Source organism: Streptomyces sp. NPDC054834 (genome assembly GCF_053611185.1).
The window spans coordinates 1-21,353 of record NZ_JBSGZV010000076.1 but is presented as its reverse complement, the minus strand read 5'-3'; the positions used below and the strand labels follow the sequence as shown (position 1 = coordinate 21,353).

Sequence of the window (21,353 nt, the reverse complement as noted above, 5' to 3'; positions counted from 1 at the left end):
CCACGCGTTCACCGACGCCGACAACGAGGACGCCCTGACCGTGCTGCGCAACTAGTAGGGCTTGGTCAGGTTCGTAGTGGTGTGGGTATGTCGCGGTGGCAGGTGGGGCAGGCGCCGGTCCAGGCGGCGAGGAGGGTCTGCAGTTCGCGGACCACTTGGTAGAGGCTCAGGCCTGCGCCGCGTCTTTTGGGTCTTGTGCCAGTCGTTGCAGGGTGCAGAAGGCGTGGGCGGCGGAGACGAGGGTGACGTGGTGGTGCCATCCGTTGAAGGTGCGGCCTTCGAAGTGGGCCAGTCCCAGGGCCTGTTTCATCTCGCGGTAGTCGTGCTCGATGCGCCAGCGGAGCTTGGCCAGCCGCACCAGCGTGGCCAGCGGAATCCCGGAGGGCAGGTTCGAGAGCCAGAACTGCACCGGCTCGGGCTCGGTAGCGGGCCATTCGGCCAGCAGCCAGCGTTCGGGCAACTCCACTTCGTCGGTGGCCCGGTGGATGCCGCGGCCCGCAGGGCGGATCCGCAGGGCGACGAACCGCGAGTACATGCGCTTGAAGCCACTGACCCCCTTGCCCGGCCGGGAGCCTTCCCGCCAGGACACCGGTCTCGCCGCCGTCCTCCCGGCCGCGGTGACCAGGTCTTTCATGGTCTGCGCAGGCTCGGGGTACTGCATTTTCGGCAGCCGGCCGGTGCCCGCGTAGACGGGCTGGACCAGCCGGGCGTCGGCGGGCTGGGCGGTGTGGCGGGAAGAAATCCCATCAGCACGGTGTCCTTGCGGAACCGTTTGCGAGGCTGCAGGGCCAACGCCGGGCCAAGGTGGTCGACGATCCGGTCCGCCGCGGACTTCGACACCCCAAACAACGGCGCCAGTTGGCACAGTGTCAGGTTCGTACGCCAGTACGCGGCGACCAGCGGCACCCGGTCCTCCAGCGGCAGGCGCCACGGCCGGCCCTCGCGCACCGGATCCGCACCCTCGCGCCGCAACGCGGTGATCAGCTTGCCGAACTGCCGCGAGCTCAGCCCAGTGAACGGGGCTATCCAAGACAGCTCCGACGCAGTAATCACACCAGCCACGACAAGATCATCTCACCTGTGACCAGCAGTTAGGCACAACGCTTAGTTGATGATTTCGGCGCGGTCATCCAGGCGGATTGCGGCCAGCCGGTCTCGCCACATCTGGAGAGCTTCGGGTGTCTGTCGCGTCCAGTCGGTGACCTCTCCAACGATTCGGAGCGGTTCCCTGCTGCGATAGGAGCGGGTGGGATTGCCAGGGAACTTCTTGTCGGTGACGTTTGGATCGTTCTCGAACTCCCCAGTCGGTTCGACGACATACACTCGCGGGGCCCCGTCGCCGGCGGCGAGTTCGGCGGCGAGTCCCGCGCCGTCACGCAACGCGGTGAAGTAGATGTGGTTCATCACGATTTCGGGCCGGTAGTTGGAACGGAAACCGGCGGTGAGGTGATCTCCGACCCGCAGGTCGGCCTTTGTGCCGTGAAAGAACGGCCCCTCGTCCAACGCCTCGTCCATCGCCACAGGGTATCAACCCAAGCTGTCGCGACGGCGAGCCATCAAGGACGGCTCGGACGCCGCGATCACACCAACCTTAGCAAAATCATCTGGCCCTGACCAGTAGTTACGGGACAACCCTTAGCTGGCGACGCTACCAGAGCGACGGGTGCGTGGATGAGAAGCGCGCGTCCAGGAGGCCCTGCCGCTCGGGGAAGTTTCGCGGGCACTGAGCCGGCAAGTAGGGACCGGGGTACAGAAGCGTGCAGCCGTGGCCGCCAACATGCACGAGTTCGTTAGGCGTCGGCGAGGAGGGGGTCGTACGGGGTGTTCGTGCGCTGGCCTGACATGAAGGAGAGGAAGTCGCCCACGAATGCGCTTTGGCCATAGCTGCCGTTGGTGGCGGTGAGGTCGCGGTGGAAGGCGGTGCGGAAGAGGGTTCGGTACTCGTCGGCGTCGATGGTTCCGCTGCCGTCCTTGTCGGTGGCGTCGAAGAGGACCTCCGCGACACGGATGAGCGCGGGTCCGGCGAGGGTGGGGATGGCGGTGGCGTACTCGTCGGCGCTGACGCGGCCGTCGCCGTCGCTGTCGAGGGCGGCCTGGAGCTCACGCCACCAAGCGGCGAAGGCGTCGTAGAGCCGGGTCTCCTCGGGTTCGTCCAGGTCGAGGCGTGTGGAGAGTTCGCGTGCCATGGCGGCGAGGTCTGGCCAGTCGAGGTGGCCATCGCCGGTCTGGTCCAGCACCTGACGGAAGAACTCCTCCGCCGAGCGTCGGCTTTCCCCTGTGCCCGCCGAAGGTGCCGGGTCCGGAGTGGGGTCGGCGTCGCCGCTCAGTGGTGTAAGGAGGCGGAGCAGGGCCGATGCCCGCTTCATGCGGGCGAGGAGGGCGGTCACGGTCCGGGCGTGGGGGTCGTCGCTGCCAGGTGAAAGGGAGAGGACTTCGATGACGCTTTCGGCGTTGATCCAGCCCTCGGGCAGGAAGCGGGCGAGTCCGGCGGCGAGGTAGGCGCCCTGCAAGAGGGTGGGAGCGCCGGGCATCTCGGGCATGCCGGCCCGGCGCCGGTACGGCTCGGGGAGCGAGGCGACGGTGATAGCGCCGAGGAGGGGACCGGCGACAGCCCGGCCGGCCGCCCACAGCGTCGGCGCGCCCTCGAGCAGCGCCGGGGCGGGCAGGTGGTCGAAGAGCCGGTAGAGGATGACGCGGGCCGCCTCGGTGTTCTCCAGCTCGTTCTCGACGACCCGGTCGAAGTAGCGCCAGAAGTCGTTCAGGTCCTCGGGAAGTTCCCCAGCGTCGCCGTCGAGCGCGGCGAGGAATGTGCGGTACTCGGCGTACATCCGCTCCATCGTGTCCTGGTCGAGCGGCTGGCCGCTCAGCCGACACATGGTGACGGCGCTCTCGAAGAGGGTGGCGACCACCCAGGCCCGGGTTGCCCGGTCCATCGCGTCGTAGGCGCGACCGCGGGAGTCGGAGCCGCTCATGCGGGCGTGCAGCCGGTTGAGTCGCGCGGCCTCCCGTTCGCGTGCCACCGGGTCGGCACCGAACATGCGCCGCATACTGAGGAAGGTGTTGCGCAGTCGGCGCCAGGGGTGGGTGACGAAGGTGGAGTTGTCGACGAGGGCGGCGCCGATCTGCGGGTGAGCAGCCTCCAGCACGGTGGCGCGGATAATGGCCAGCGCCCAGCGCGGATCGTCGAAGAAGGCGCTGAACTGCGATCCCGGGGCGAACAGGGGCGTCTCGTCGGCCGTTCCCGGGGTTCCTGTGGTCATGATGGGTCTCCGTTCGTCCGGGGCGGCACGCCGCCGAAGCGGCGGTCGCGGCGCCGGTAGGTGTGCAGGCAGGCGAGGAAGTCGGGGGCCCGGAAGTCCGGCCAGAGCACCTCGGGGAAGACCCACTCGGCGTAGGCGACCTGCCAGAGCATGAAGTTGGAGATGCGCTGCTCGCCGGAGGTGCGGATGACGAGGTCAACGTCGGGAGTGTCGGGGAACGGCAGGTGGTCCGCGAAGAGCCGCTCGGTCACCTCGTCGGCGGGCATCCCGCTGCGGATCAGCGACCTGGTGGCCTCGACGATGTCTCGGCGCCCGCCGTGGTCGAAGGCGACGGTCAGCGTCATCCCCCGGTTGTCGGCGGTCAGCGCCGCCAGATCGTCGAAGTCCTGAGCCAGTTCCCGGGGGATGCGCGGGTCTGCGGCCCCGAGGAAGCGGCAGCGGACGCCGCGGGCGAGCAGCAGCGGCGCGTGCTTGCGCACGACCCGGCGGACCAGGCGCATCAGGTAGTCGACCTCGGTGCCGGGACGGTTCCAGTTCTCGGTGGAGAAGGCATACAGGCTGAGCCACTCGACGCCAGCGGCCCGGGCCGCCTCGACGATGTCGATGACGGTGGTCTCCGCGGCCCGATGGCCCGCCGTGCGGGGGAGCGAACGCCGCTGCGCCCAGCGGCCGTTGCCGTCCATTACGCAGGCTACATGCCGCGGCACCGCACGCGCCGGCCCGTCGTCCTGCCGTTGCTCGTCGCCGTACTGTCGCCCGCCCGGCCGGCCCTCCGTTGCCGCGCGTGGACGCTGGACGTTGTGGTCCGTCACACGCAGCCCCGTCTCGCCTCGAGCAGCACGGTCGGCCCTACCGCGCTCGGTCACGCCCACCCCGTATCGCCCATACCCACGCCCCACCGGAGCGTTCCCTCCCAGGAGTCTGACGGCATGAAAGGGGCCTGACGGGCCAAACGGGTGGCAGCCACCCTTGGCTCATATGCCCGATTCCCTCGTTTCGGCATCGGTAGCTTTCTCCGGTCACCCCGATCGACAACCTCATCCGCCTCCGCCACCCCGGCGAGCCACCCTCGCCCCGTGGACTGGGCGTGAGCCGAAGCGCCCTCGGCGTACCGCGATCTGGTTGTCGGTGCGGCTGATGTTCGCGCATGTGGGATGGCAGCGGGAGTGGTCCGGGATGCTCCTGCCGCCGTCGCGCGCCCGATCGTGGGCCGGGGTGCACAGCGCGGTGAACGCGTCGTGGTTGCAGGTCAGGAAGGCTTCGGGTCCTCGTAAGCCGGGAGGCGAGAGTTGGCGACCAGCGCGCGCAGCTCGCGTTTGCCGAGGTAGGTCCCGGCGTAGCGGTCGGAGAACTCGGCGGCCGTGGCGCGGTAGCGGTCGGCGGCCGGGCCGCTGACCGTCTCGCCGGCGGCGATGCGCTCGCCAGCCTCGGTGAGCGTCTCGGCCAGGGCCAGGCCCTTCTCCTGGTCCAAGACTTCGAGCATGTCGGCCTTGGAGCGGCCTAATGGTGGAGTCGGGTATTGGAACTCCCCGAATGCATCGGCCAAGCCAGATCCCACAGGTAGCGCGTCCGTCACCATCCGGTCGGCGGTGCTCAGATGAAGGCACAGACTGCCCGACTGCCTGCGCGGCGAACCCGCGCGCAGACCCCCGTCAAGCGGCAGTCGACGCGCGAGTTGGAGCGCGACCGCATACAAGAATCCGCGAACCTGCGCGCTTCCGAGCGCGCGGCGCAGAAGATCCGCCGCCGGGAGCAGGGTCACCAGTACGCCGAAGCACAGCTCATCGCGCTCGGAGCACCGGTGCCGAAGGCCGGCTGCGACCCGGCCGTCTGGCTCCGGGGCGCCCTGGCCGCGGTCGGCGCCCGCAACGTACGGCACCGCGGAGCGCTGCGGTTCTACGGACAGTTCCAGCGTGTTGCGCCTGGCTACTGAAGCTACCAGAGCCAAGGGCCTGCCGGTGGTGATCAGCCTTCAGGAGTCCCTGCTGATCGCTCTAAGTACGGCTACGACTGAAGCCTGCCAGCGTCACGAAGTCCTTTCGTTCCATCCGGGCCTGTGGATCTTCAGCTTCCCCATAGCGGCAAGCACCAATTTCGCCATCCGCTGGATCCACGCCTCCGCGCTTCCCGAAGGGCCGATCCTGACCGGGGCATCCTCCTGACCGGTGCGACCGCGACTCTGGGTCTCCTGGCAGCAGCCACCCTGCTCCACCGCGCCCGGCGAACACTTCCCAGCTGACTTCCGCTGTGGCGGCGGAGAGACCTCCCTGCCCCACCGAAACGTCTCCAAGGAGCCCTCATGCCCACGCTCGACCGCCACGACGCCGTCTTCCTTCTCGACCTCGGCGACGGGGAGAACCGCTTCCACCCCGACTGGATCGCCTCGGTCAACGCAGCCCTGGACGAGGTGGAGAAGTCAGAAGCCCCCCGCGCCCTGATGACCGCTGCGACCGGGAAGTTCTACTCCAACGGTCTCGATCTCGAATGGCTCGCTGCGCACAGCGACGAGCACCTGGACTACGTCAACTCCGTCCACGGTCTGTTCGCGAGGCTCCTGTCCCTTCCGCTGATCACCGTAGCCGCCCTGCAGGGACACACGTTCGCCGCCGCAGCGATGTTCTCTCTGGCCCACGACTTCCGTCTCATGCGAGCCGACCGGGGCTTCTGGTGCCTGCCCGAGGCAGAGATCAACATCCCCTTCACTCCGGGCCTGTCCGCCCTCATCCAGTCCCGGCTGACCCCGCAGACAGCCCAGCACGCCATGGTCTCCGCCCGTCGTTTCGGCGGCAAGGAAGCCGCCGCCGCCGGAATCGTCGATCAGGCCGTGGACGAGGGCGCCCTGCGCACGGCCGCCCTCGAACTCGCCCAGTCTGACGCGAACAAGGCCGGCAACAGCCTCGGAACCATCAAGACGCGCATGAACTCCCCTGTCCTCACCCTCCTCCGCGACACGACCAAGCCGCGGGGCTGACGCCGGGCCGGGAACCGGTCGCCGGCCTCGCGTCGGGGAGCAAGACTTCTTACGACATGACAGTGCTCGCGAAGGAGCTCAAGCTGGGAGGACAGGGGTGACGCCTGGCGATCGACCAAGCGAGGCGCTTTGCACATAAGGCGCCGAGACCCGCCGGAGGGTGCGTCGTTCCTGCCAAGAACGTTCGCCGACTTCGTCGGGTGCTGAGAGACGAAAGGTCACTCATGCCTCAATCCATGCGCGCGCTCGTAGCCGGAGAGGTCGGCGAGCCGAACGATGTCCTGCGCCTGGAATCCCGGCCTGTTCCCACGCCGGAAGCCGGCCAGGCGTTGATCCGTGTGAAGGCGACGCCGATTCACGCCAGCGATCTGCACGTGCTGCGTGGTCGCTACGGTTTCTCCCCCGAGTTTCCCACTGTCGGCGGGCACATGGAATGCGCGGGCCGTATTGAGGCCCTGGGTCCCGATACCGAGGGACTGAAGATCGGCGAGCGTGTGGTGGCCGTTGCCATCCCGGCCGTACCCGGGCCGCGTGTGGCCGGCACCTGGCAGGAATACCTTGTTGCCGATACACACAGGCTTCTGCCGGTCCCCGATCGGCTGAGCGACTCCACCGCCTGTCAACTCGCTGTCAACCCGTTGACCGCGCTGCTCCTGGTGACTCGTGAGCTCGACGTCCAGCCGGGAGAATGGTTGTTGCAAACCGCGGCGGGCTCCACCGTCGGCCAGCTCGTCATTCAGCTGGCCAGGCACCTGGGTCTGCGCACGATCAATGTGGTGCGGCGGCGCGATGCCGTTGAGGAGATCAAGGCGCTGGGAGGCGACGAGGTCATTTGTACTGAGGGCGAGGACCTGTTGCAGCGTGTGACTGAGGTTGCAGGACCGGCCGGCGTGCGCAAGGCCATCGACTGCGTCGCCGGCCACGTAGGTGCCCAGGTGTCCCAGGCATTGGCTCCGGGAGGAGAGCTCGTGGTCTACGGCGCGCTCTCCACCCATCGGCAGACTGACCCGGCGGCCCTGACGATCCCGTTGCAGGCGCGCTCGGTCATCTACGAGACCAAAGGGGTCCGTGGCTTCTGGCTGAACCGCTGGTTCGGCACTGCCTCACCCACGGACGCGCTGCGTGCGCTGTCCGAGGTTCGCGGCCTCGTCGCGGACGAAGTGCTGAGCATCCCCCAAGGCCGGCCCTTCCCGCTCGAACGCTTCACCGAAGCCATCTCGTTCGCCGAAACACCCGCTCATGGCGCCAAACCCCTCCTCGTCTTCGAAGAGGGCCGGGACAAAGACGACGAGTAGGGCACGGTACTTGAACGAACTCATCGCCGTCATCGAGCCCATCGGCCAGGCGTTCGGCTGCTGTCAGCTGAAGTGGATGTCGCTGAGGTCGATCGAGACCATGACCTCATCGAGGGTGGGGTGGCCATCGGCATCGCGGCGGTAGGCCCGGCGCTTGGTGGGCAGCACGATGCCGTCCGCTTCCACGCAGTCGTGGACGTACTGCGCGGCGGCGAACCCGCCTGCCACATCGACGTGATAGTCGTGTCGGCGCAGCAGCCGGTCGGGGCCGAAGTAGAAGTCCTGGTGGGTGCTGTGGCTGGCGATCTCGGGTGGGAACGTGGCGCGAAGTCCTCGCCACAGTTCGTCTCCTTCCCGCCACGGCTCGATATCGGTGACCGTGAAGCCGGGCATGGCCAGCAGGAACGGTGTGGTGAGGTAGGTCCACAGGGCGTAGCCGTTGAAGTAGGCCCGGTCCAGCGCGTCCCAGGGGGTCTCCAAAGTGTGGCCACTGAAGGACGACCGTGGATCCTTGCGTTCGGCCACCACTCGCCCGTCGAGCTTGTCGATGCTCACACATCCGGGCGTGAAGTCGGTCTTCTGGTCAGGGGCACTGAAGGGTCTGACCGAGGCGTGCTCCTCGTGGAGGAGAACGGTCATCTCCCGCGGCGCGGGATCCTGCGGCAAACCTTTCACGGCGAAAAGATGACCGCCGCTGACAAGGGTGGCTCGCGCCTGAGTCAGCTCGCGCCAGCGTGCGTTGCCGCCGTGGGCTTCGATCGCCGCGGTAAGTAGTTCGTTCATGCAGGTCTCCTGAGGTGCGGCGCCTGCGGACTCAAGGCTGAGGATGATGCGGTCGGTACAGACGGTTCGTCGACGGACCCGGAAGCGAGAACGCTCTCCCGCCCAAATCTACGCACAGGCGCCCCACGCCAGGGGAAACCGGGAGCTCGTGATCACGGGAGCGGCAGACGAGAGCTTGAGTTCGGACAACCGCCCGTGATCGCAGGAGGCCATCGACTTCTACCTGCAGCCCACGCCCGACGGCGTGTGGGAAAACAAGGTCACGGTGCGTTCAACGCGCGCGGCGCGCATGTACGAGCCCGGAACCTGGATCACACGGGTATCCCCCACCCCGCTGCTCGTGGTAGTCGCCCTGGGCGACGCGGTCACCGTGACCGACCTGGCGCTCGCCGCCTACGAACGTGCCCTTGAACCCAAGCGGCTGCAGCCGATCCCGGGCGGCCACTTTGACCCGTACACCGGCCAGTTCGACCAGGCGAGCGGCGCGCCCGCGCCTGGTTCCGTGAGCACCTCGCCTGACGGGCGCACGCACCCCATCGGCGTGCACGGCACGATCCGAGAAAGAATCATGCCCACCTGTGCCGACTCGTCGACGACGGCCTCGGCACGCTGGTGCTGAGCAGTAGGCGGCAGCCGCATCGACCCGCAGACTGCCACGGAAACCACCCAGGCACTGGACGGCGTCGGCCGCAGCAGAGCCCACCAGGCCCTGCTGCACAAAGAAGGCCCGGATTGCAGCTTCGGCGTTGACCGGCTTCCACTGGAAGCTGGAGAACATGGCGACCCTCCCGACAGCGGATCGGACAGGTCGGCCCGACCCCGCTGATGTTGCTTGTCGCTGAGCATGACGGCATGACCGGCGTGCCGCTGCCACTGAGTACCGAGCGGCCGCTGCAGCCCAAAGGTGTCCTGCTGTAAGGCGCGTGCTTCGAGCCGTACCGGGCGCAGTTCGAAACGCGTCCGACACAGCACTTGAGTGGTTCCAGTAGCACCTCGGCCACTTCCCGGCTCCCCTCCGTACCCCCTCACCACAGGAAATGATCATGACATTCGCCTACTCGTCGATTCAGACCCGAGAGGAGGCCGGTGTCCTGTTCGCCACCCTCGATGCCGGCCCCCTCAACCTCATCGGTGTCGACCTCGTCCGTGACCTGGTCTCGCTCGTCGACACGCTGTACACCGACCCGGGTGACGTGCGGGTCGTCGTCATCGACAGCGCCTCACCAGAATTCTTCTCGGCGCACGTGGACGTCACGGCGATCCCGCAGTACACCGCAGAGGCGGCGAAGGCCGGCGGTCCCGGTGACGCCTCGCTCGGCATGTTCCTGTACAAGCTGGCACAGGTGCCGGTGATCACCATCGCCAAGGTGCGCGGCAGGGCCCGTGGCGGTGGCAACGAACTTGCCCTGGCCTGCGACATGATCTTCGCCGCGCGTGAGAACGCGGTATTCGGGCAGTTCGAGTCCGGCACAGGCGCCCTGCCCGGCGCCGGCGGAATCCAGCACCTGACCCGGCGCCTGGGCAGGACACGTGCCATCGAGGTCATCACCGGCGCCGACGACTTCGACGCCGATCTCGCGGAGCGCTACGGCTGGATCAACCGCGCCCTGCCCGACGCCGAGCTGGACGGCTTGGTCGAGCGCCTGGCCAGGCGCATTGCAGGCTTTCCACCCGAAGGGGTCAAGGCCGCCAAGCGCTCGATCAATGACCTCACGCTGCCACACCCGTCGAACGTCCGCTCCGACTCGGCCACGTTCCTCAGCCTGGTTGCACTGCCCGAATCCCGTGAGCGCCTGGACTACCTCGCGAACCGGGGCCTTCAGACGCCTGGTGACCTCGAACGTGACCTCGGCAAGGCCGTGGCGGAGTTCCCCGGCTGACAGTGCCAGCTGCTGCAGGGTTGCCGGATCCGGACGGTTGCCCTGGCCAAGGGGGGAGCGGTGTCAATGCTGTGCTTCGCGGCGTCTTCGGCGAAATCCTGCCGAGCAGCTGCAGCTGCACCGACGCGCGCTTGCCGGCACGGTCGGCTGGCGACGATTCGGGCGACCTTGCCGTCGCTATGACCGCTGTGGGGGACGGGGCGAGGTTGCGGGTGGGAGAGTCTGCTCGGCCCAGACGGTCTTGCCGTCGAGGGAGTAACGGACGCCCCAGTTCCGTGCGAGCTGGGCGATGATGAACAAGCCGCGCCCGCCTTCGTCGACCCTGCCCGGGAGCTGACGGAGGCCACGTCGCCACATCCGCATCGCGGCGCGCCCGCCGTCGCTGTTGTCAGCCGCGCAGCGGAAGGGTTCAGCGGTCAATCATCCGCTGCATGTGCTCGGGATAGCGATCCCCGCTGACGTTGATCCGGTCGGCCGCCGCGGTGATCTCCTGAAGGTCCTGCCCGGTGAGCGCGATGTCGACCGCACCGGCGTTCTCCTGTAGACGGTGGATCTTCGTTGTGCCGGGAATCGGGACGATCTGGGGGTGCTGGGCCAGCAGCCAGGCCAGCGCGATCTGCGCGGTGGTGGTCCCCTTACGTGCGGCGATGGCTGACAGCAGGTCGACCAGGGCCTGGTTGGCTGTGCGGGCCTGCTCGGTGAACCGCGGCAGGCTGCCCCGCAGGTCGCTGTCGCTGAAGGACGTGGAGCTGGTGATGGCACCGGTCAAGAAGCCCTTGCCGAGTGGGCTGAAGGGAACGAAGCCAATACCCAATTCGAGCAGGGTGGGCAGGATCTTCTCTTCGGGCTCGCGCCACCACAGGGAGTACTCGCTCTGGAGCGCCGTGACCGGCTGCACGGCGTGGGCGCGGCGGATGGTGTCCACCCCGGCCTCGGACAGACCGAAGTACTTGACCTTGCCTGTGCCGATGAGTTCCTTCACGGTGCCGGCGACCTCTTCGATCGGTACGTCAGGGTCGACCCGGTGCTGGTAGAGCAGGTCGATGCTGTCCACGCCCAGCCGGCGCAGGGAGTCATCGACGGTCGCGCGGATGTGCTCGGGACGGCTGTCCAGGCCGGTGGCTTGGGAGCCGTCGAAGGAGAAGCCGAACCTGGTGGCCTGGTGGCGATGATGACCTCGTCGCGTACGGGGGCCAGTGCCTTGCCGACGAGTTCCTCGTTAGTGAACGGACCGTAGATCTGGGCGGTGTCGAAGAAGGTGATGCCCTGGTCCACGGCGGAGCGGATGAGGGCGATGCCGTCCTTGTCATCGACTGCCGGGCTGTAGCCGTGGCTGAGCCCCATGCAGCCCAGCCTGAGCGCGGAGACTTCCAATCCGCTGTTGCCGAGGGTGCGGGTGATCAATGTTCTTCTCCTCATGACGTGCGGGTTGTGGTTCCGGCGCGGACCGGGGTGCAGGCGGCGGGCCGCATTCACGGCCAGTGCAGACGAGGCTTTTGCCAGCCCCACACGCGCTGGGGCCATGCGACTGGCTGCACCCCGACGCGGTTCGGCCCTGCCTGGGGTTCAGTCCACGCGATGCTTGGCAAGCCAGTTGACCTGCTCCGGGTCGCGGTGGTCGAAGAACAGGGACGCGCCGGTGTCCAGGGTGGCGATGGAGGCCATCTGCTCGTCGGTTAGCTCGAAGTCGAAGACGTCGATGTTCTCCGCCATGCGCTCAGGACGCACGGACTTGGGGATCGCGACGACGCCGCGCTGGGTGAGCCAGCGGAGCACGACCTGTGCCACGGACTTGCCGTGAGCCTGGCCGATCTCGCTCAGCAGCGGGTTCGTGAACAGGTTGTTCTTGCCTTCGGCGAACCCGCCCCAGGACTGGATCTGGATGCCGTGCTCGCGCATCAGTTCTTGGTCGGCGGCCCGCTGGAAGAAGGGGTGGACCTCGATCTGGTTGACCGCAGGCGTGATCTCGTTGTTCAGAACGAGGTCGAGAAGCCGGTCGGGGTAGAAGTTGGAGACGCCGATCGCCTTGGCGAGGCCCTCGCGGTTGAGGCTCTCCATGGCGCGCCACTGGCCGTAGACGTCGCCGTAGGGCTGGTGCATCAGGTACAGGTCGACGTAGTCCAGGCCGAGCTTGCGCAGCGAGGCATCGAACGCCCGCTTGGCGTTCTCTTCAGCGGGGGCGTCCTGGATCCACAGCTTGGTGGTGATGAATAGTTCCTCGCGCGGGATGCCGCTGTTCTTGATGGCGCGGCCGACGGCCTCTTCGTTGCCGTATGCCGCTGCGGTGTCGAGCAGCCGGTAGCCGGCGGTGAGAGCGCCGGTGACGGCCTGCTCCGTCTCCTCCGGGGGAACCTGGAACACGCCGAAGCCGAGGATCGGCATCTTCACGCCGTTGTTCAGGGTGACGGTCTGCATGAGAGTTTTTCCTTCTCGTGTCAGTGGGGGGTCAGAGGGTGATGAGAGCCTTGAGCACGCGGCGGTCGGCCATCGCCTGATAGGCGCCCGGGACCTCGTCGAGAGAGAATCGCTGGTCAAAGACGCGACCCGGTTCGATGGCTCCGTTCAGGACCTCAGGGAGCAGTTCCTCGATGTAGGCGCGGGCCGGGCTGGCACCGCCGGTGAGGGTGATGTTCCGCATGATCATGGATGGGCCGATAGGCGCTTCCTGGTACTGCGGAACCCCGAGACGGCTGATGGTGCCGCCGTCGTCGACGGCGGCGAGGGCGGTCTCCAGCGTCTGGCGGGTGCCGACGGCCTCGATCACCTTGCTCACGCCGTCACCACCGGCCAGCTCGCGCACGCGGGCGACACCCTCCTCGCCGCGCTCAGCGACCACGTCCGTGGCGCCGAACTCCCTGCCCAGGTCGGTGCGAGCCTTGTGCCGGCCCATCAGGATGACCTGCTCGGCACCCAGCCGCTTGGCCGCGATGACCGCGCACAGGCCGACCGCGCCGTCCCCGATCACCAGGACCGAGTCGCCGCGGCCGACACCGGCGGTGACAGCACCGTGGTGACCGGTACCCATCACGTCCGAGAGGGCCAGCAGCGAGGGCAGCAGCGCGGAGTCGGCGCCGACAGGCAGCTTGACCAGGGTGCCGTCGGCCTGAGGGACACGCACCGCCTCACCCTGGCCGCCGTCCACGCCGTCGAAGCCGTACCGGCCGCCGTGCCGACACGAGATGTGCAGGCCGCGGGCACAGTAGTCGCAGGTGTTGTCACAGTACGTGAACGGAGCGACGACCAGATCGCCGACCTTGATCCCGGACACGTCGGAGCCGGTCTCCTCCACCACGCCGAGGAACTCGTGTCCCATCGGGCGGCCGGTGTCGGCGGCGGGCATGGACTTGTAGGGCCACAGGTCACTGCCGCACACACACGACAGCACGACACGGACCACGGCATCGGTCGGCTGCTGGATCTTCGGGTCGGGACGCTCCTCGATCCGGACGTCACCGGCGCCGTACATCACGGCTGCACGCACAGAAATCTCCTCTTGAATCTCGCAGACAGGCAGTGGCTGGGATGGCACCGGTCAGCCGACGCCGCCGGCGGCGTTACCCGCCGTGACCTAGTTCCCGCACCTGGTGCCCGGAATCGAGGCACCGTCGGGTGCCGACTCGATCAACCAGGCATAAACGGCTGCGATCCCAGTTGGGATCTCCTCGCCCGAGGTCTCGCGGGCCACGTCGGCCGATGCTGCCCTGGGCCATGTCTCGACCGTAGGCATGCGAGCGTCCAAAGCGGGAGTCACTGCTGTTATCCCCCACCCTGCATCGCCCGGATGCCGTCACCACCGGCCCTGGGGGATACCGGCAGGGACCCCCACCAGGACCCCGTACACAGGGCGCGGGCGTTACGTTTGCGGCATGGACCTTGGCCGCGACGTGCAGCAATTTCTCACCGACATGCGTGCCCGCCTCACCCCCGAAGAAGCCGGCGTCACCGTCTTCGGCGGTGAGCGTCGCGTCCCCGGTCTACGCCGCGAGGAGGCCGCTCAGCTGGCGGGAGTCAGCACGGCGTACTACACGCGTATGGAGCGCGGCAACCTGCGCGGAGTGTCCGAGAGTGTGCTGCGCTCACTGGCCCGTGCCCTGCGCATGAACGACGCCGAGACCCAGCACCTGTTCGACCTGGCCCGTGCCGCCTCCGATGGCACCACGACCCGTCGTCCGAAACCTCGCCCGGTGCGGCTGCCCCAACGGGCGACGCAACTGATCGACACCATGTCCGACGTTCCCACGATCGCGCTCGGACCCCTCAGCGACGTGCTCGCGGCCAACGCCCTGGGACGAGCACTGTTCCCGCACCTCTTCCCCGCAGGCGGCCAACCACTCAACCACACGCGGTACCTCTTCCTCGATGACCGCGCCCGCGACTTCTACGCCGACTGGGAACACGACGCCCGCCACGTCGTCTCGGCACTGCGCCTGATCGCCGGCCGCGACCCCTCCGACCCCGCCCTCATGGCTCTCATCGGAGAGCTCGCCACCCACAGCCCCGAATTCCGCACCTGGTGGGCGGGCCACACAGTGACCGTCCACACAGCCGGAACAAAAGCGATCCGCCACCCCGTCGTTGGCGAACTCACCGTCGCATACGAAACCCTCACCCTGGGCTCGGCGCCCGACGTGCGCATCGTCACCTACCTGGCCAACCCGGGCACTCCCTCGGCCGACGCCCTCGACCTGCTCCGCAGTTGGACAGCCACCAACCGTTCCTCAACCGAGGACCAGCACCCCTCACCTACACGCCTGCAGACCGGACAACGCCACACGCAGCAGCCGTAGCCCAGCCGATCCGGCATGCCATCCCCGCGGCGCCTGTCCATCAGCACCTGCTGTCAGAGGTCCGCCAAGCGGTGGCAACCTTCGCCTGGCTGACCCTGATTAGCTGTACCACCCAGCGGCCCTCCCGGCATACCGCGGTGGTCGAAGACTCCCCAGCAGCGTCTGTCCCCCACTTCGGGCCGACGTTGGGTGACGCGTCACCTCAGGAACGACCGGTCACTGGATAAGCCATACCCCCCGTCTGTAGCTTGCCGTCTTGGGGGCTTGACTTGGTGCAGAGAAGGAAGAAGATCCGGCATGCCGAAACCGTGGTAGCCGACGTCGTCGGCTACACCGGGGCGGCCGCGCGGCCGCGGGCAATCGCGCGGCGCGTGCGGTTGTGGTTGGTGCCGGTCTCGGCCGCCGCGTGACGACCTCCAGGAAGGCGTTGCTCGACAACCCCGTGCAATGCGTGAGTGGGGTCGATGGGATGCCACAGCCTGCATCCTTTTGGCAGATGTTTGACTGCTTCCCACCGCCCCGGGCCGCTGTACGTACGCCTCCGCATCGAGATCGACTCCCGGTGGTGCCTCAGATCCTGTCCTCTTGCCGCGGGGCAGCCGCTCTTCTGGCATTCTGCAGAGGCTGGTTGATCAGGGGGAAGTTATGGACGAACACGAGCTGAAGCGCGCGGCCGAGTGGGACTGGATCAGCGAGAGGCCGACAAACGCACGGTGGAGGAGTAACTGTCAAATCCTGTGGATCATCGCGGAGAACCTCAAGCCAGCTGGAGCCATTGATCGAGGACTGCGAAGTCCTGGTCGGTGAGGCCGCGGGACGACGCGACGCGATGGAGGATCGCCTGGGCGGGGTGGTGGGTGGATACCCAGTCTCGGTCGGCGTCGGTGATCTCGTCGTCGACCCAGGCGAACGGGCGTCCGTCCGCCCAAGGCCCGGCTCGGCTGATCGCCGGACTCACCCGGCGGCCGGGCACGGTGCCATACCGGCAGGCGGTGCCGGACGGTCCGTACGAGGCGCTCGCCGCCCGCCTGTACGACGGCCGGGACATCGTCGTCACCCAGCCCACCGGCAGGCCGGTGCCCGACCTCGTGTCGTACGCCCCCGAAGTCCCCGCCTCACGCGAACAGCCCGGCTTGCCGCTTCGCCGCCCCTGACCAGCACTTCAGCGCTACGGTTATCCGAGATGCTCAACTTCAAGGGGTTCGGCCACGGCCTGCCGATGGAGATCGTGATGGACCATCTCCTGACCGGCGGCCCGGACGGAATGGACGCGTCAAGGTCGTCCCTGTCCAGGTGGTACGTGGCGACGAACCGCGCGCGTGGACGGACATCCACGCGGCGATCGTGGACCTGCTCGCGGGCCATCTGCCGGCAACGGACCGGCGGTAGCGCTTTCCCGGGTGACGCCCGTGCCGGAACTCTTCGTGGGGCGGCCACGAGGGCCGTTGTCAGAGGCGATTGGCAAGATTGCGGCCATGAATGTCACTCCTGTCACTCCGCCACGGCCGATCGACGTTGCCGCGGTCTTTCCCCAACTGGCTCCGCTGGCCCGCACGGCGACCCGCCTGCACCCCCGCCCTGGGGCGCCGACGTGGCACGACAGCTCGATCGGCGGGCCGCTGCTGTGGCCCGCTGAGGAGCCGTGGCCGCACTGTGAGGAACCGCATGTGGTGGATGGCATCAACCCAGCCCAGTCCCCGGCGGATCTGCGGCTGGAACGACGGATCTTCGCCGCCTCGCACGGCCGGGACCTGACTCCGCAGGAACGGGAGACTCTCGAGCGGATCCGGCCCCCTCGGACGTATCCGGTGAGGCTGGCGGTCCAGGCGTACGACGGCCCCATAGCGATGCTGCCCGTCGCGCAGCTGTACGTAAGGGATGTGCCCGATCTGAGCCCGCCGGAGGGCAAGGACCTGCTGCAGGTTCTGTGGTGCCCCTTCGATCATCCGATCATGCCCAGGACCCTGCTCTTCTGGCGTTCGGCAGCCGCCGTCACCAACATTCTCGACACGCCCCCCGAGCCGCCCGCAGTGCAGTTCGACGGCTATCTACCGGAACCGTGCGTGCTCGAACCGGAGCAGATCACCGAGTACCCCGACCATCTGGAGCTGAGCGAAGAACTGCGGGAGCAGCTCAAGCAATGGAGTGTGCCGCAGGCAGCAGAGGAAGACATGGACCCGGACACGTACTACGACTGTGTGCTGTCCAACGCACCCGGCTGGAAGGTCGGCGGCTGGCCCGCTTGGAACTCCACCGACCCCAGCTCGCAGCCCTGCTCCGAGTGCGGCACCGGCATGGAGGTCCTGATGACCGTCGCCACGTTCGAGGAAGGGGACGACGCCGGGAACAGCTGGTCTCCGCACCCCCACCCAGGTGCTGGACCGTACCCCGGCCACCGCGGCTACAACGCGACCGGTGTCCAGATAGGCAGCGGCTACCGGCAGCACCTGTTCGTCTGCCCGGCGGAGCCCGAGCATCCGCACATCGAGTTGATGACGTAGCCCGTCCGCAGTGTGCAGCCGGGGCGTCACGGTGCGGGCATGCCGTGACGCCGGGTGGCCGCGAGGCTCAGGGTGCCTACCTGCGGCCCGACATCCGAGAAGGAAGCAGGCCATCCCTGACACGACCGCGACGCATCGCCCCAGGTTGAGCGCGTCCCGGTGAGCTCGCCGGTCGGTAAAGAACGCTTCCTCAGCGAGCGGCGTACGTCGTTGCCGGACATCGACCTCGATGTGGAGTCCGAGCGGCGCCTAGAGGTGCCACCGAAGCCAAGGAAGCGCTGGGTGATCACCATGGGCCGTCACATCCTCCACCTGCGCTCCAACCTCCCGGCCGAACCGGACGCCGAACTCCCCGAGCGGCTGCGCCGCCTACTCGAAGGCATCACGCCGCGCGTGCAGATGATCGAACCGGACATGGCCGTCCTCGACCTCACCGGTTAGGTCCAGTGTCTCTACCTGTCTCAGCTCGTTGACGGGGTGAGCGGCGAGGTGGCGATGGGCTGTTAGGTTCCGCGGTCGTTACGACCAGCCGCGGGAGTGCGATGCCTTACTTCTTCACCTCGTCCAGCCAGCTGGCCCGGCACCAGAAGGCGCTGGGCAAGCTCGGCTTCGATGTGTCTCAGCTGCTGTCCGGGCCAGCGAGATTGCCGGAGGGCACGCCGTTCTTCGTGGACGAAAACATGCGTCCGGTCGAGCCGATGTGCTCTTCGTGCTCGCACTGGCCCTGTTCTCGCCGGCGCCGTATCTCGAGGTGATGCGGCACCTGGTCGAGGGCTTGCGAGGCCAGGGACTGCTGGGCGACTGGCACGTCCCGGCGAAGTCGTCGCTGTTTCGAGCCCGCCAGCGGCTGGGACCGGAGCCGCTGCGGGTGCTGTTCACGACGACCGCAAAGCCGATGGGCACCCAGGCCACCCCGGGCTGTTTCTGGCGCGGGCCACAGCATCATCCTGATGGAGTTTTCCAGACTGCGACTGTTGTAAGAGATATCGTATGCCTATGACTGAGGAAGAGTCGCCGCCAGTGGCTGATGCAGGTGTTTATGACGAATCGCTAGAGGACGAAGAGGTGCTTGAGATAGAAGCGGACGACCTTGTTTACGAATTTGTTCAGGAAGGGGGCGGTGACGGTAACTTACCACTGACAATTGTGACGGTTTTTGGAGCCACCGTCACGGCTGCCAGTGTGGTTGCCAAAGCTGAGATCGAGAAGCGGACACAGGTACAAAAGGCACGGATCGAGGCGGAGACAAAGCGGCAGGAAATTCAGGCGGAAACACACCGGACGCTGATTCGGGAGAATGCCGAAACAGAGCGTGAACGTCTTCGGCAACAGGAACCCCAGCAGCCACCGGAACCGACCGCCTAATACTCCAGCCGTAGATCGTGATCTCGATGGTGAGGGTCGCCGAGGCGACAGTCGGACAGCGTCGACCATCTGGCCGAGACCGCCCACGCCGTCGGCTCCTTCTCCCTCTACTCGAGTTCACCGAGACGGAGGGCGTCCCTTATCTCGCTGAGCTTCGCGGTCGTCGCCGGGGTCTGCTCCTGCGCTTGTTCAGCGAGTCGGAGGGCATCGTCAATCTCGCTGAGCTTCGCCGAGGACAGGACGGCCGCCCGCTCTATCAGGTCGTCCCGTGACACAGTGGTCAGCCACGTGCAAGGGGTGAAGCCTGGACGCGGGAACGCGAGCCGCAGCACGCCTTCGAACGGCACTCCTTCACCGGCGCCCACCATCACTTCGATGCCCAGACCGCTGATGTCGACGCCCGCCGGAGCGACGACCTGCATCACCCGGATCCCGGACGCGTCGTCTCCCGACAGCAGTACGACCAACCTCCGCTCGTCGAACTGGACCCACCAGACTTCGCCACGTTGCACAAGTCCTCCAAACACAGGACGGCAGACAGACGCTGCGCGAGCCTGACGCGCTGTGGAGACGGGGGCGGCCACCGTTGATCATCGGTGTGTGAAGACTGAAGATCACGCGGTGGCCGCAGGTCACAGCGTAAACCCTGCCCACTGGCAGGAGGCGTTCGAGGGCCTGATGAGCCGGATAGCGGGACGGTTCACGCGGGTCGAATCCCGGCGCCGAGCCCGGAAGTTGGTACTCGGCCTGCTGTCGGACCTGCCGCGCAAGAACTGCTGGACCATCGCCGAGTGGGCCGGGGACAGGACCCCGGACGGCATGCAGCACCTGCTCGGGCGGGCCAAGTGGGACGCCGACCAGGTCCGCGACGACGTGGGTGACTACGTGGTGGAGTATCTGCACGACGACGAGGCGGTGCTGGTGGTCGACGAGAGTCGGCGACGTGAAGAAAGGCACCGACACTGTCGGTGTCCAGCGCCAGTACACCGGCACCGCCGGACGCGTCGAGAACAGCCAGGTAGCCGTTTACCTCGCCTACTCGACCCCGCGAGGGCACGCGGCGATCGACCGGGAACTCTATGTTCCGCGTTCCTGGACCTCCGACCCCGACCGCTGCCGGGCCGCCGGACTCGGTGACAAGACGGAGTTCGCGACCAAGCCAGAGCTGGCCGCCCGCATGGTCACCCGATTCCTGGACGCCGGCCATCGGGCCGCATGGGTCGCGGGAGACGAGGTCTACGGCGGCAACCCGAGGCTGCGCGCCGCGCTGGAGGAACGCGGCACCGGCTACGTCTTAGCGGTGGCCTGCTCGCACGAAGTCACCACGGGCGCCGGGAAGTTCCGCGCGGACACGCTGGCCAGGAAGGTGCCCAAGAGGGCCTGGCAGAAGCTGTCCGCAGGGGTCGGAGCCAAGGGCCACCGCTTCTACGACTGGGCTGTCATCGACCTCACCGACCCCCGGCCCGGGAGCCAGCAGTTGCTGATCCGCCGCAACCGCAGCACCGGCGAACTCGCGTACTACCGCTGCTACTCGCCGGCCGCAGTGCCGCTGACCACCCTGGTGCGCATCGCTGGATCAAGGTGGCGGGTCGAGGAGTTTTTCCAGTCCGGCAAGGGCTTGGCGGCCTTGGACGAGCACCAGGTCCGGCGCTACTCGTCCTGGTCCCGCTGGGTCACCCTGGCCATGCTTGCGCACGCCTTCCTCGCCGTCGTCCGCGCGAACGAAGACGACCGTCATCCCTCACCCGACGAGCTGATACCGCTCACCTGCAACGAGATCCAACGACTGTTCATCACGCTCGTCATCCAACGCGTCTTTGACCCTGTCCACCGGCTTGGCTGGTCCGTCTGGCGACGCCGCCACCAGGCCCGATCCCAGACCAGCCACTACCGACGACAAGCCGCTCAAGCATGAAGATCACGATCTACGACTGGAGTACTAGTGGTGAGGGTGGTGAGGCCGCTCGTCAGGGTCAGGGAAGTGTGGCTGTGCCGTGGCGTGATGTCGTGGAGTGAACTGCGCGTTGTGTTCCCTGGCAGCCCTGCTGGCGCCCGATTTGCGAACAAACTCGCCACTGATGACGGTGTCTTCTTCCTCGCAAAAGGCTTCCCATGAGGGCGCTTCATGGTGGGTTCCTGCTGGGTGTTGCTGCTCGCTAGGTTTCGTCATCGAGGATCAGCCCCTGCCGATATGCATGGTCGAGATGCACTGAAGTAGTCCCAGTGCTTATCGCCCCTTGCTTTAGCTTCAGTGTGCGACCGTCGGGGTTGACTCGCCACTGGGCGGGACGGTTCATCGAGGCGCGGCTATACACGAGGCCGAAGGCGATACGTCGGCCCCGTGGTGCGGAGTTGCTCAGTGATCGTTTAGGCGCGTAGGTGGTGCACCCCAACCGATCGCCGCTCAAGTGCACTTAGACGTCGTCTCATTTGGCGAGTCTGCGGTAGCAGATGAGGCTGCATGCGATGGCGGTGAAGGCCAGGAAGTGTTCAGCCTTTCGTTCGTAGCGG

General features: G+C 67.3%; 21 protein-coding genes and 6 pseudogenes. 13 read left to right on the top strand and 14 right to left on the bottom strand.

The annotated features are described in order from the left end of the window. Positions 1–166: 166 nt before the first annotated feature. The 6 genes and pseudogenes from ACWGJM_RS46510 to ACWGJM_RS46485 form a co-directional block, all read right to left on the bottom strand. Positions 167–751, bottom strand: a pseudogene (locus tag ACWGJM_RS46510) (IS701 family transposase); the annotation flags it as partial. After that, positions 745–1,062 (bottom strand): annotated as a pseudogene (locus ACWGJM_RS46505) (helix-turn-helix domain-containing protein); the annotation flags it as partial. The pseudogenes ACWGJM_RS46505 and ACWGJM_RS46510, both read right to left, overlap by 7 nt. 42 nt (positions 1,063–1,104) lie before the next feature. After that, entirely contained in the window at positions 1,105–1,515 is a 411-nt protein-coding gene (arr, locus tag ACWGJM_RS46500; protein WP_453417844.1) for an NAD(+)--rifampin ADP-ribosyltransferase, read from the bottom strand. 275 nt (positions 1,516–1,790) lie between these two features. Next, entirely contained in the window at positions 1,791–3,260 is a 1,470-nt protein-coding gene (locus ACWGJM_RS46495) for an oxygenase MpaB family protein (protein WP_453417843.1), read from the bottom strand. Beyond that, positions 3,257–3,943: a polyprenyl diphosphate synthase gene (gene uppS / locus ACWGJM_RS46490; RefSeq protein ID WP_453417842.1), complete on the bottom strand. Its 687-nt coding sequence runs from the start codon at positions 3,941–3,943 to the stop codon at positions 3,257–3,259. Before uppS ends, ACWGJM_RS46495 begins: the two co-directional genes overlap by 4 nt. A gap of 566 nt (positions 3,944–4,509) precedes the next feature. Further along, positions 4,510–4,743 carry a hypothetical protein gene (locus ACWGJM_RS46485; protein ID WP_453417841.1) on the bottom strand — a complete coding sequence of 78 codons (234 nt, stop codon included), beginning with the start codon at positions 4,741–4,743 and terminating at the stop codon, positions 4,510–4,512. Between the two features lie 114 nt (positions 4,744–4,857). Between ACWGJM_RS46485 and ACWGJM_RS46480 the strand changes: the two genes are divergently transcribed. From ACWGJM_RS46480 to ACWGJM_RS46465, 4 genes are all read left to right on the top strand, one after another. Next, a complete protein-coding gene (locus ACWGJM_RS46480; RefSeq protein WP_453417840.1) occupies positions 4,858–5,193 on the top strand; it encodes a hypothetical protein in 336 nt (111 codons plus the stop codon). Further along, entirely contained in the window at positions 5,174–5,422 is a 249-nt protein-coding gene (locus ACWGJM_RS46475) for a hypothetical protein (RefSeq protein ID WP_453417839.1), read from the top strand. Before ACWGJM_RS46480 ends, ACWGJM_RS46475 begins: the two co-directional genes overlap by 20 nt. 137 nt (positions 5,423–5,559) lie before the next feature. Beyond that, positions 5,560–6,231 (top strand): enoyl-CoA hydratase-related protein, encoded by a 672-nt coding sequence (locus ACWGJM_RS46470; RefSeq protein ID WP_453417838.1) that lies wholly within the window; start codon positions 5,560–5,562, stop codon positions 6,229–6,231. 236 nt (positions 6,232–6,467) lie between these two features. After that, positions 6,468–7,526: a zinc-dependent alcohol dehydrogenase family protein gene (locus tag ACWGJM_RS46465; protein ID WP_453417837.1), complete on the top strand. Its 1,059-nt coding sequence runs from the start codon at positions 6,468–6,470 to the stop codon at positions 7,524–7,526. Between the two features lie 63 nt (positions 7,527–7,589). Here ACWGJM_RS46465 and ACWGJM_RS46460 read toward each other — a convergent pair whose 3' ends face one another. Then, positions 7,590–8,309 carry a hypothetical protein gene (locus ACWGJM_RS46460; RefSeq protein WP_453417836.1) on the bottom strand — a complete coding sequence of 240 codons (720 nt, stop codon included), beginning with the start codon at positions 8,307–8,309 and terminating at the stop codon, positions 7,590–7,592. A gap of 244 nt (positions 8,310–8,553) precedes the next feature. Between ACWGJM_RS46460 and ACWGJM_RS46455 the strand changes: the two genes are divergently transcribed. Together ACWGJM_RS46455 and ACWGJM_RS46450 are read left to right on the top strand one after the other, a co-directional pair. Next, on the top strand, positions 8,554–8,928 hold the full coding sequence (locus ACWGJM_RS46455) for a hypothetical protein (RefSeq protein ID WP_453417835.1): 375 nt from the start codon (positions 8,554–8,556) through the stop codon (positions 8,926–8,928). Positions 8,929–9,352: 424 nt separating this feature from the next. Then, positions 9,353–10,189, top strand: coding sequence for an enoyl-CoA hydratase/isomerase family protein (locus ACWGJM_RS46450; protein WP_453417834.1), 837 nt, complete (start codon positions 9,353–9,355; stop codon positions 10,187–10,189). 177 nt (positions 10,190–10,366) lie between these two features. On the opposite strand, the pseudogene ACWGJM_RS46445 reads toward ACWGJM_RS46450, so the two are convergent. The 5 genes and pseudogenes from ACWGJM_RS46445 to ACWGJM_RS46425 form a co-directional block, all read right to left on the bottom strand. Further along, positions 10,367–10,507 (bottom strand): annotated as a pseudogene (locus tag ACWGJM_RS46445) (ATP-binding protein); the annotation flags it as partial. Between the two features lie 91 nt (positions 10,508–10,598). Continuing rightward, entirely contained in the window at positions 10,599–11,243 is a 645-nt protein-coding gene (locus ACWGJM_RS46440) for an aldo/keto reductase (RefSeq protein ID WP_453417833.1), read from the bottom strand. After that, positions 11,168–11,593, bottom strand: a complete 426-nt coding sequence (locus ACWGJM_RS46435; protein ID WP_453417832.1) for an aldo/keto reductase — start codon at positions 11,591–11,593, stop codon at positions 11,168–11,170. The genes ACWGJM_RS46440 and ACWGJM_RS46435 overlap by 76 nt, the downstream gene beginning before the upstream one ends. Positions 11,594–11,755: 162 nt before the next feature. After that, positions 11,756–12,604: an aldo/keto reductase gene (locus ACWGJM_RS46430; RefSeq protein WP_453417831.1), complete on the bottom strand. Its 849-nt coding sequence runs from the start codon at positions 12,602–12,604 to the stop codon at positions 11,756–11,758. A gap of 31 nt (positions 12,605–12,635) precedes the next feature. Further along, complete coding sequence (locus ACWGJM_RS46425; protein ID WP_453417850.1) at positions 12,636–13,655, bottom strand: zinc-binding dehydrogenase; 1,020 nt, start codon at positions 13,653–13,655, stop codon at positions 12,636–12,638. 400 nt (positions 13,656–14,055) lie between these two features. Between ACWGJM_RS46425 and ACWGJM_RS46420 the strand changes: the two genes are divergently transcribed. Next, positions 14,056–14,976, top strand: a complete 921-nt coding sequence (locus tag ACWGJM_RS46420) for a helix-turn-helix transcriptional regulator (RefSeq protein ID WP_453417830.1) — start codon at positions 14,056–14,058, stop codon at positions 14,974–14,976. A 757-nt stretch (positions 14,977–15,733) separates the two neighbouring features. On the opposite strand, the pseudogene ACWGJM_RS46415 reads toward ACWGJM_RS46420, so the two are convergent. After that, positions 15,734–15,904, bottom strand: a pseudogene (locus ACWGJM_RS46415) (HAD domain-containing protein); the annotation flags it as partial. A gap of 64 nt (positions 15,905–15,968) precedes the next feature. Between ACWGJM_RS46415 and ACWGJM_RS46410 the strand changes: the two are divergent. The 5 genes and pseudogenes from ACWGJM_RS46410 to ACWGJM_RS46390 all read left to right on the top strand — a co-directional run bounded on the left by ACWGJM_RS46410 (position 15,969) and on the right by ACWGJM_RS46390 (position 18,842). Continuing rightward, positions 15,969–16,130 (top strand): hypothetical protein, encoded by a 162-nt coding sequence (locus ACWGJM_RS46410; RefSeq protein WP_453417829.1) that lies wholly within the window; start codon positions 15,969–15,971, stop codon positions 16,128–16,130. 321 nt (positions 16,131–16,451) lie between these two features. Further along, positions 16,452–17,477, top strand: a complete 1,026-nt coding sequence (locus ACWGJM_RS46405; RefSeq protein WP_453417828.1) for a hypothetical protein — start codon at positions 16,452–16,454, stop codon at positions 17,475–17,477. Positions 17,478–17,654: 177 nt separating this feature from the next. Further along, positions 17,655–17,735 (top strand): annotated as a pseudogene (locus ACWGJM_RS46400) (hypothetical protein); the annotation flags it as partial. Positions 17,736–18,120: 385 nt separating this feature from the next. Next, complete coding sequence (locus tag ACWGJM_RS46395; protein WP_453417849.1) at positions 18,121–18,477, top strand: transposase domain-containing protein; 357 nt, start codon at positions 18,121–18,123, stop codon at positions 18,475–18,477. After that, the gene (locus ACWGJM_RS46390; protein WP_453417827.1) at positions 18,474–18,842 is read left to right on the top strand and encodes a hypothetical protein; all 369 of its coding nucleotides are present in this window, start codon (positions 18,474–18,476) and stop codon (positions 18,840–18,842) included. The genes ACWGJM_RS46395 and ACWGJM_RS46390 overlap by 4 nt, the downstream gene beginning before the upstream one ends. A 107-nt stretch (positions 18,843–18,949) precedes the next feature. Here the strand turns inward: ACWGJM_RS46390 and ACWGJM_RS46385 are convergent, their stop codons facing one another. Beyond that, positions 18,950–19,354 carry a type II toxin-antitoxin system PemK/MazF family toxin gene (locus ACWGJM_RS46385; protein ID WP_453417826.1) on the bottom strand — a complete coding sequence of 135 codons (405 nt, stop codon included), beginning with the start codon at positions 19,352–19,354 and terminating at the stop codon, positions 18,950–18,952. Positions 19,355–19,520: 166 nt separating this feature from the next. Between ACWGJM_RS46385 and ACWGJM_RS46380 the strand changes: the two are divergent. Then, positions 19,521–20,757 (top strand): annotated as a pseudogene (locus ACWGJM_RS46380) (IS701 family transposase). The last annotated feature ends 596 nt before the right edge of the window (positions 20,758–21,353 follow it).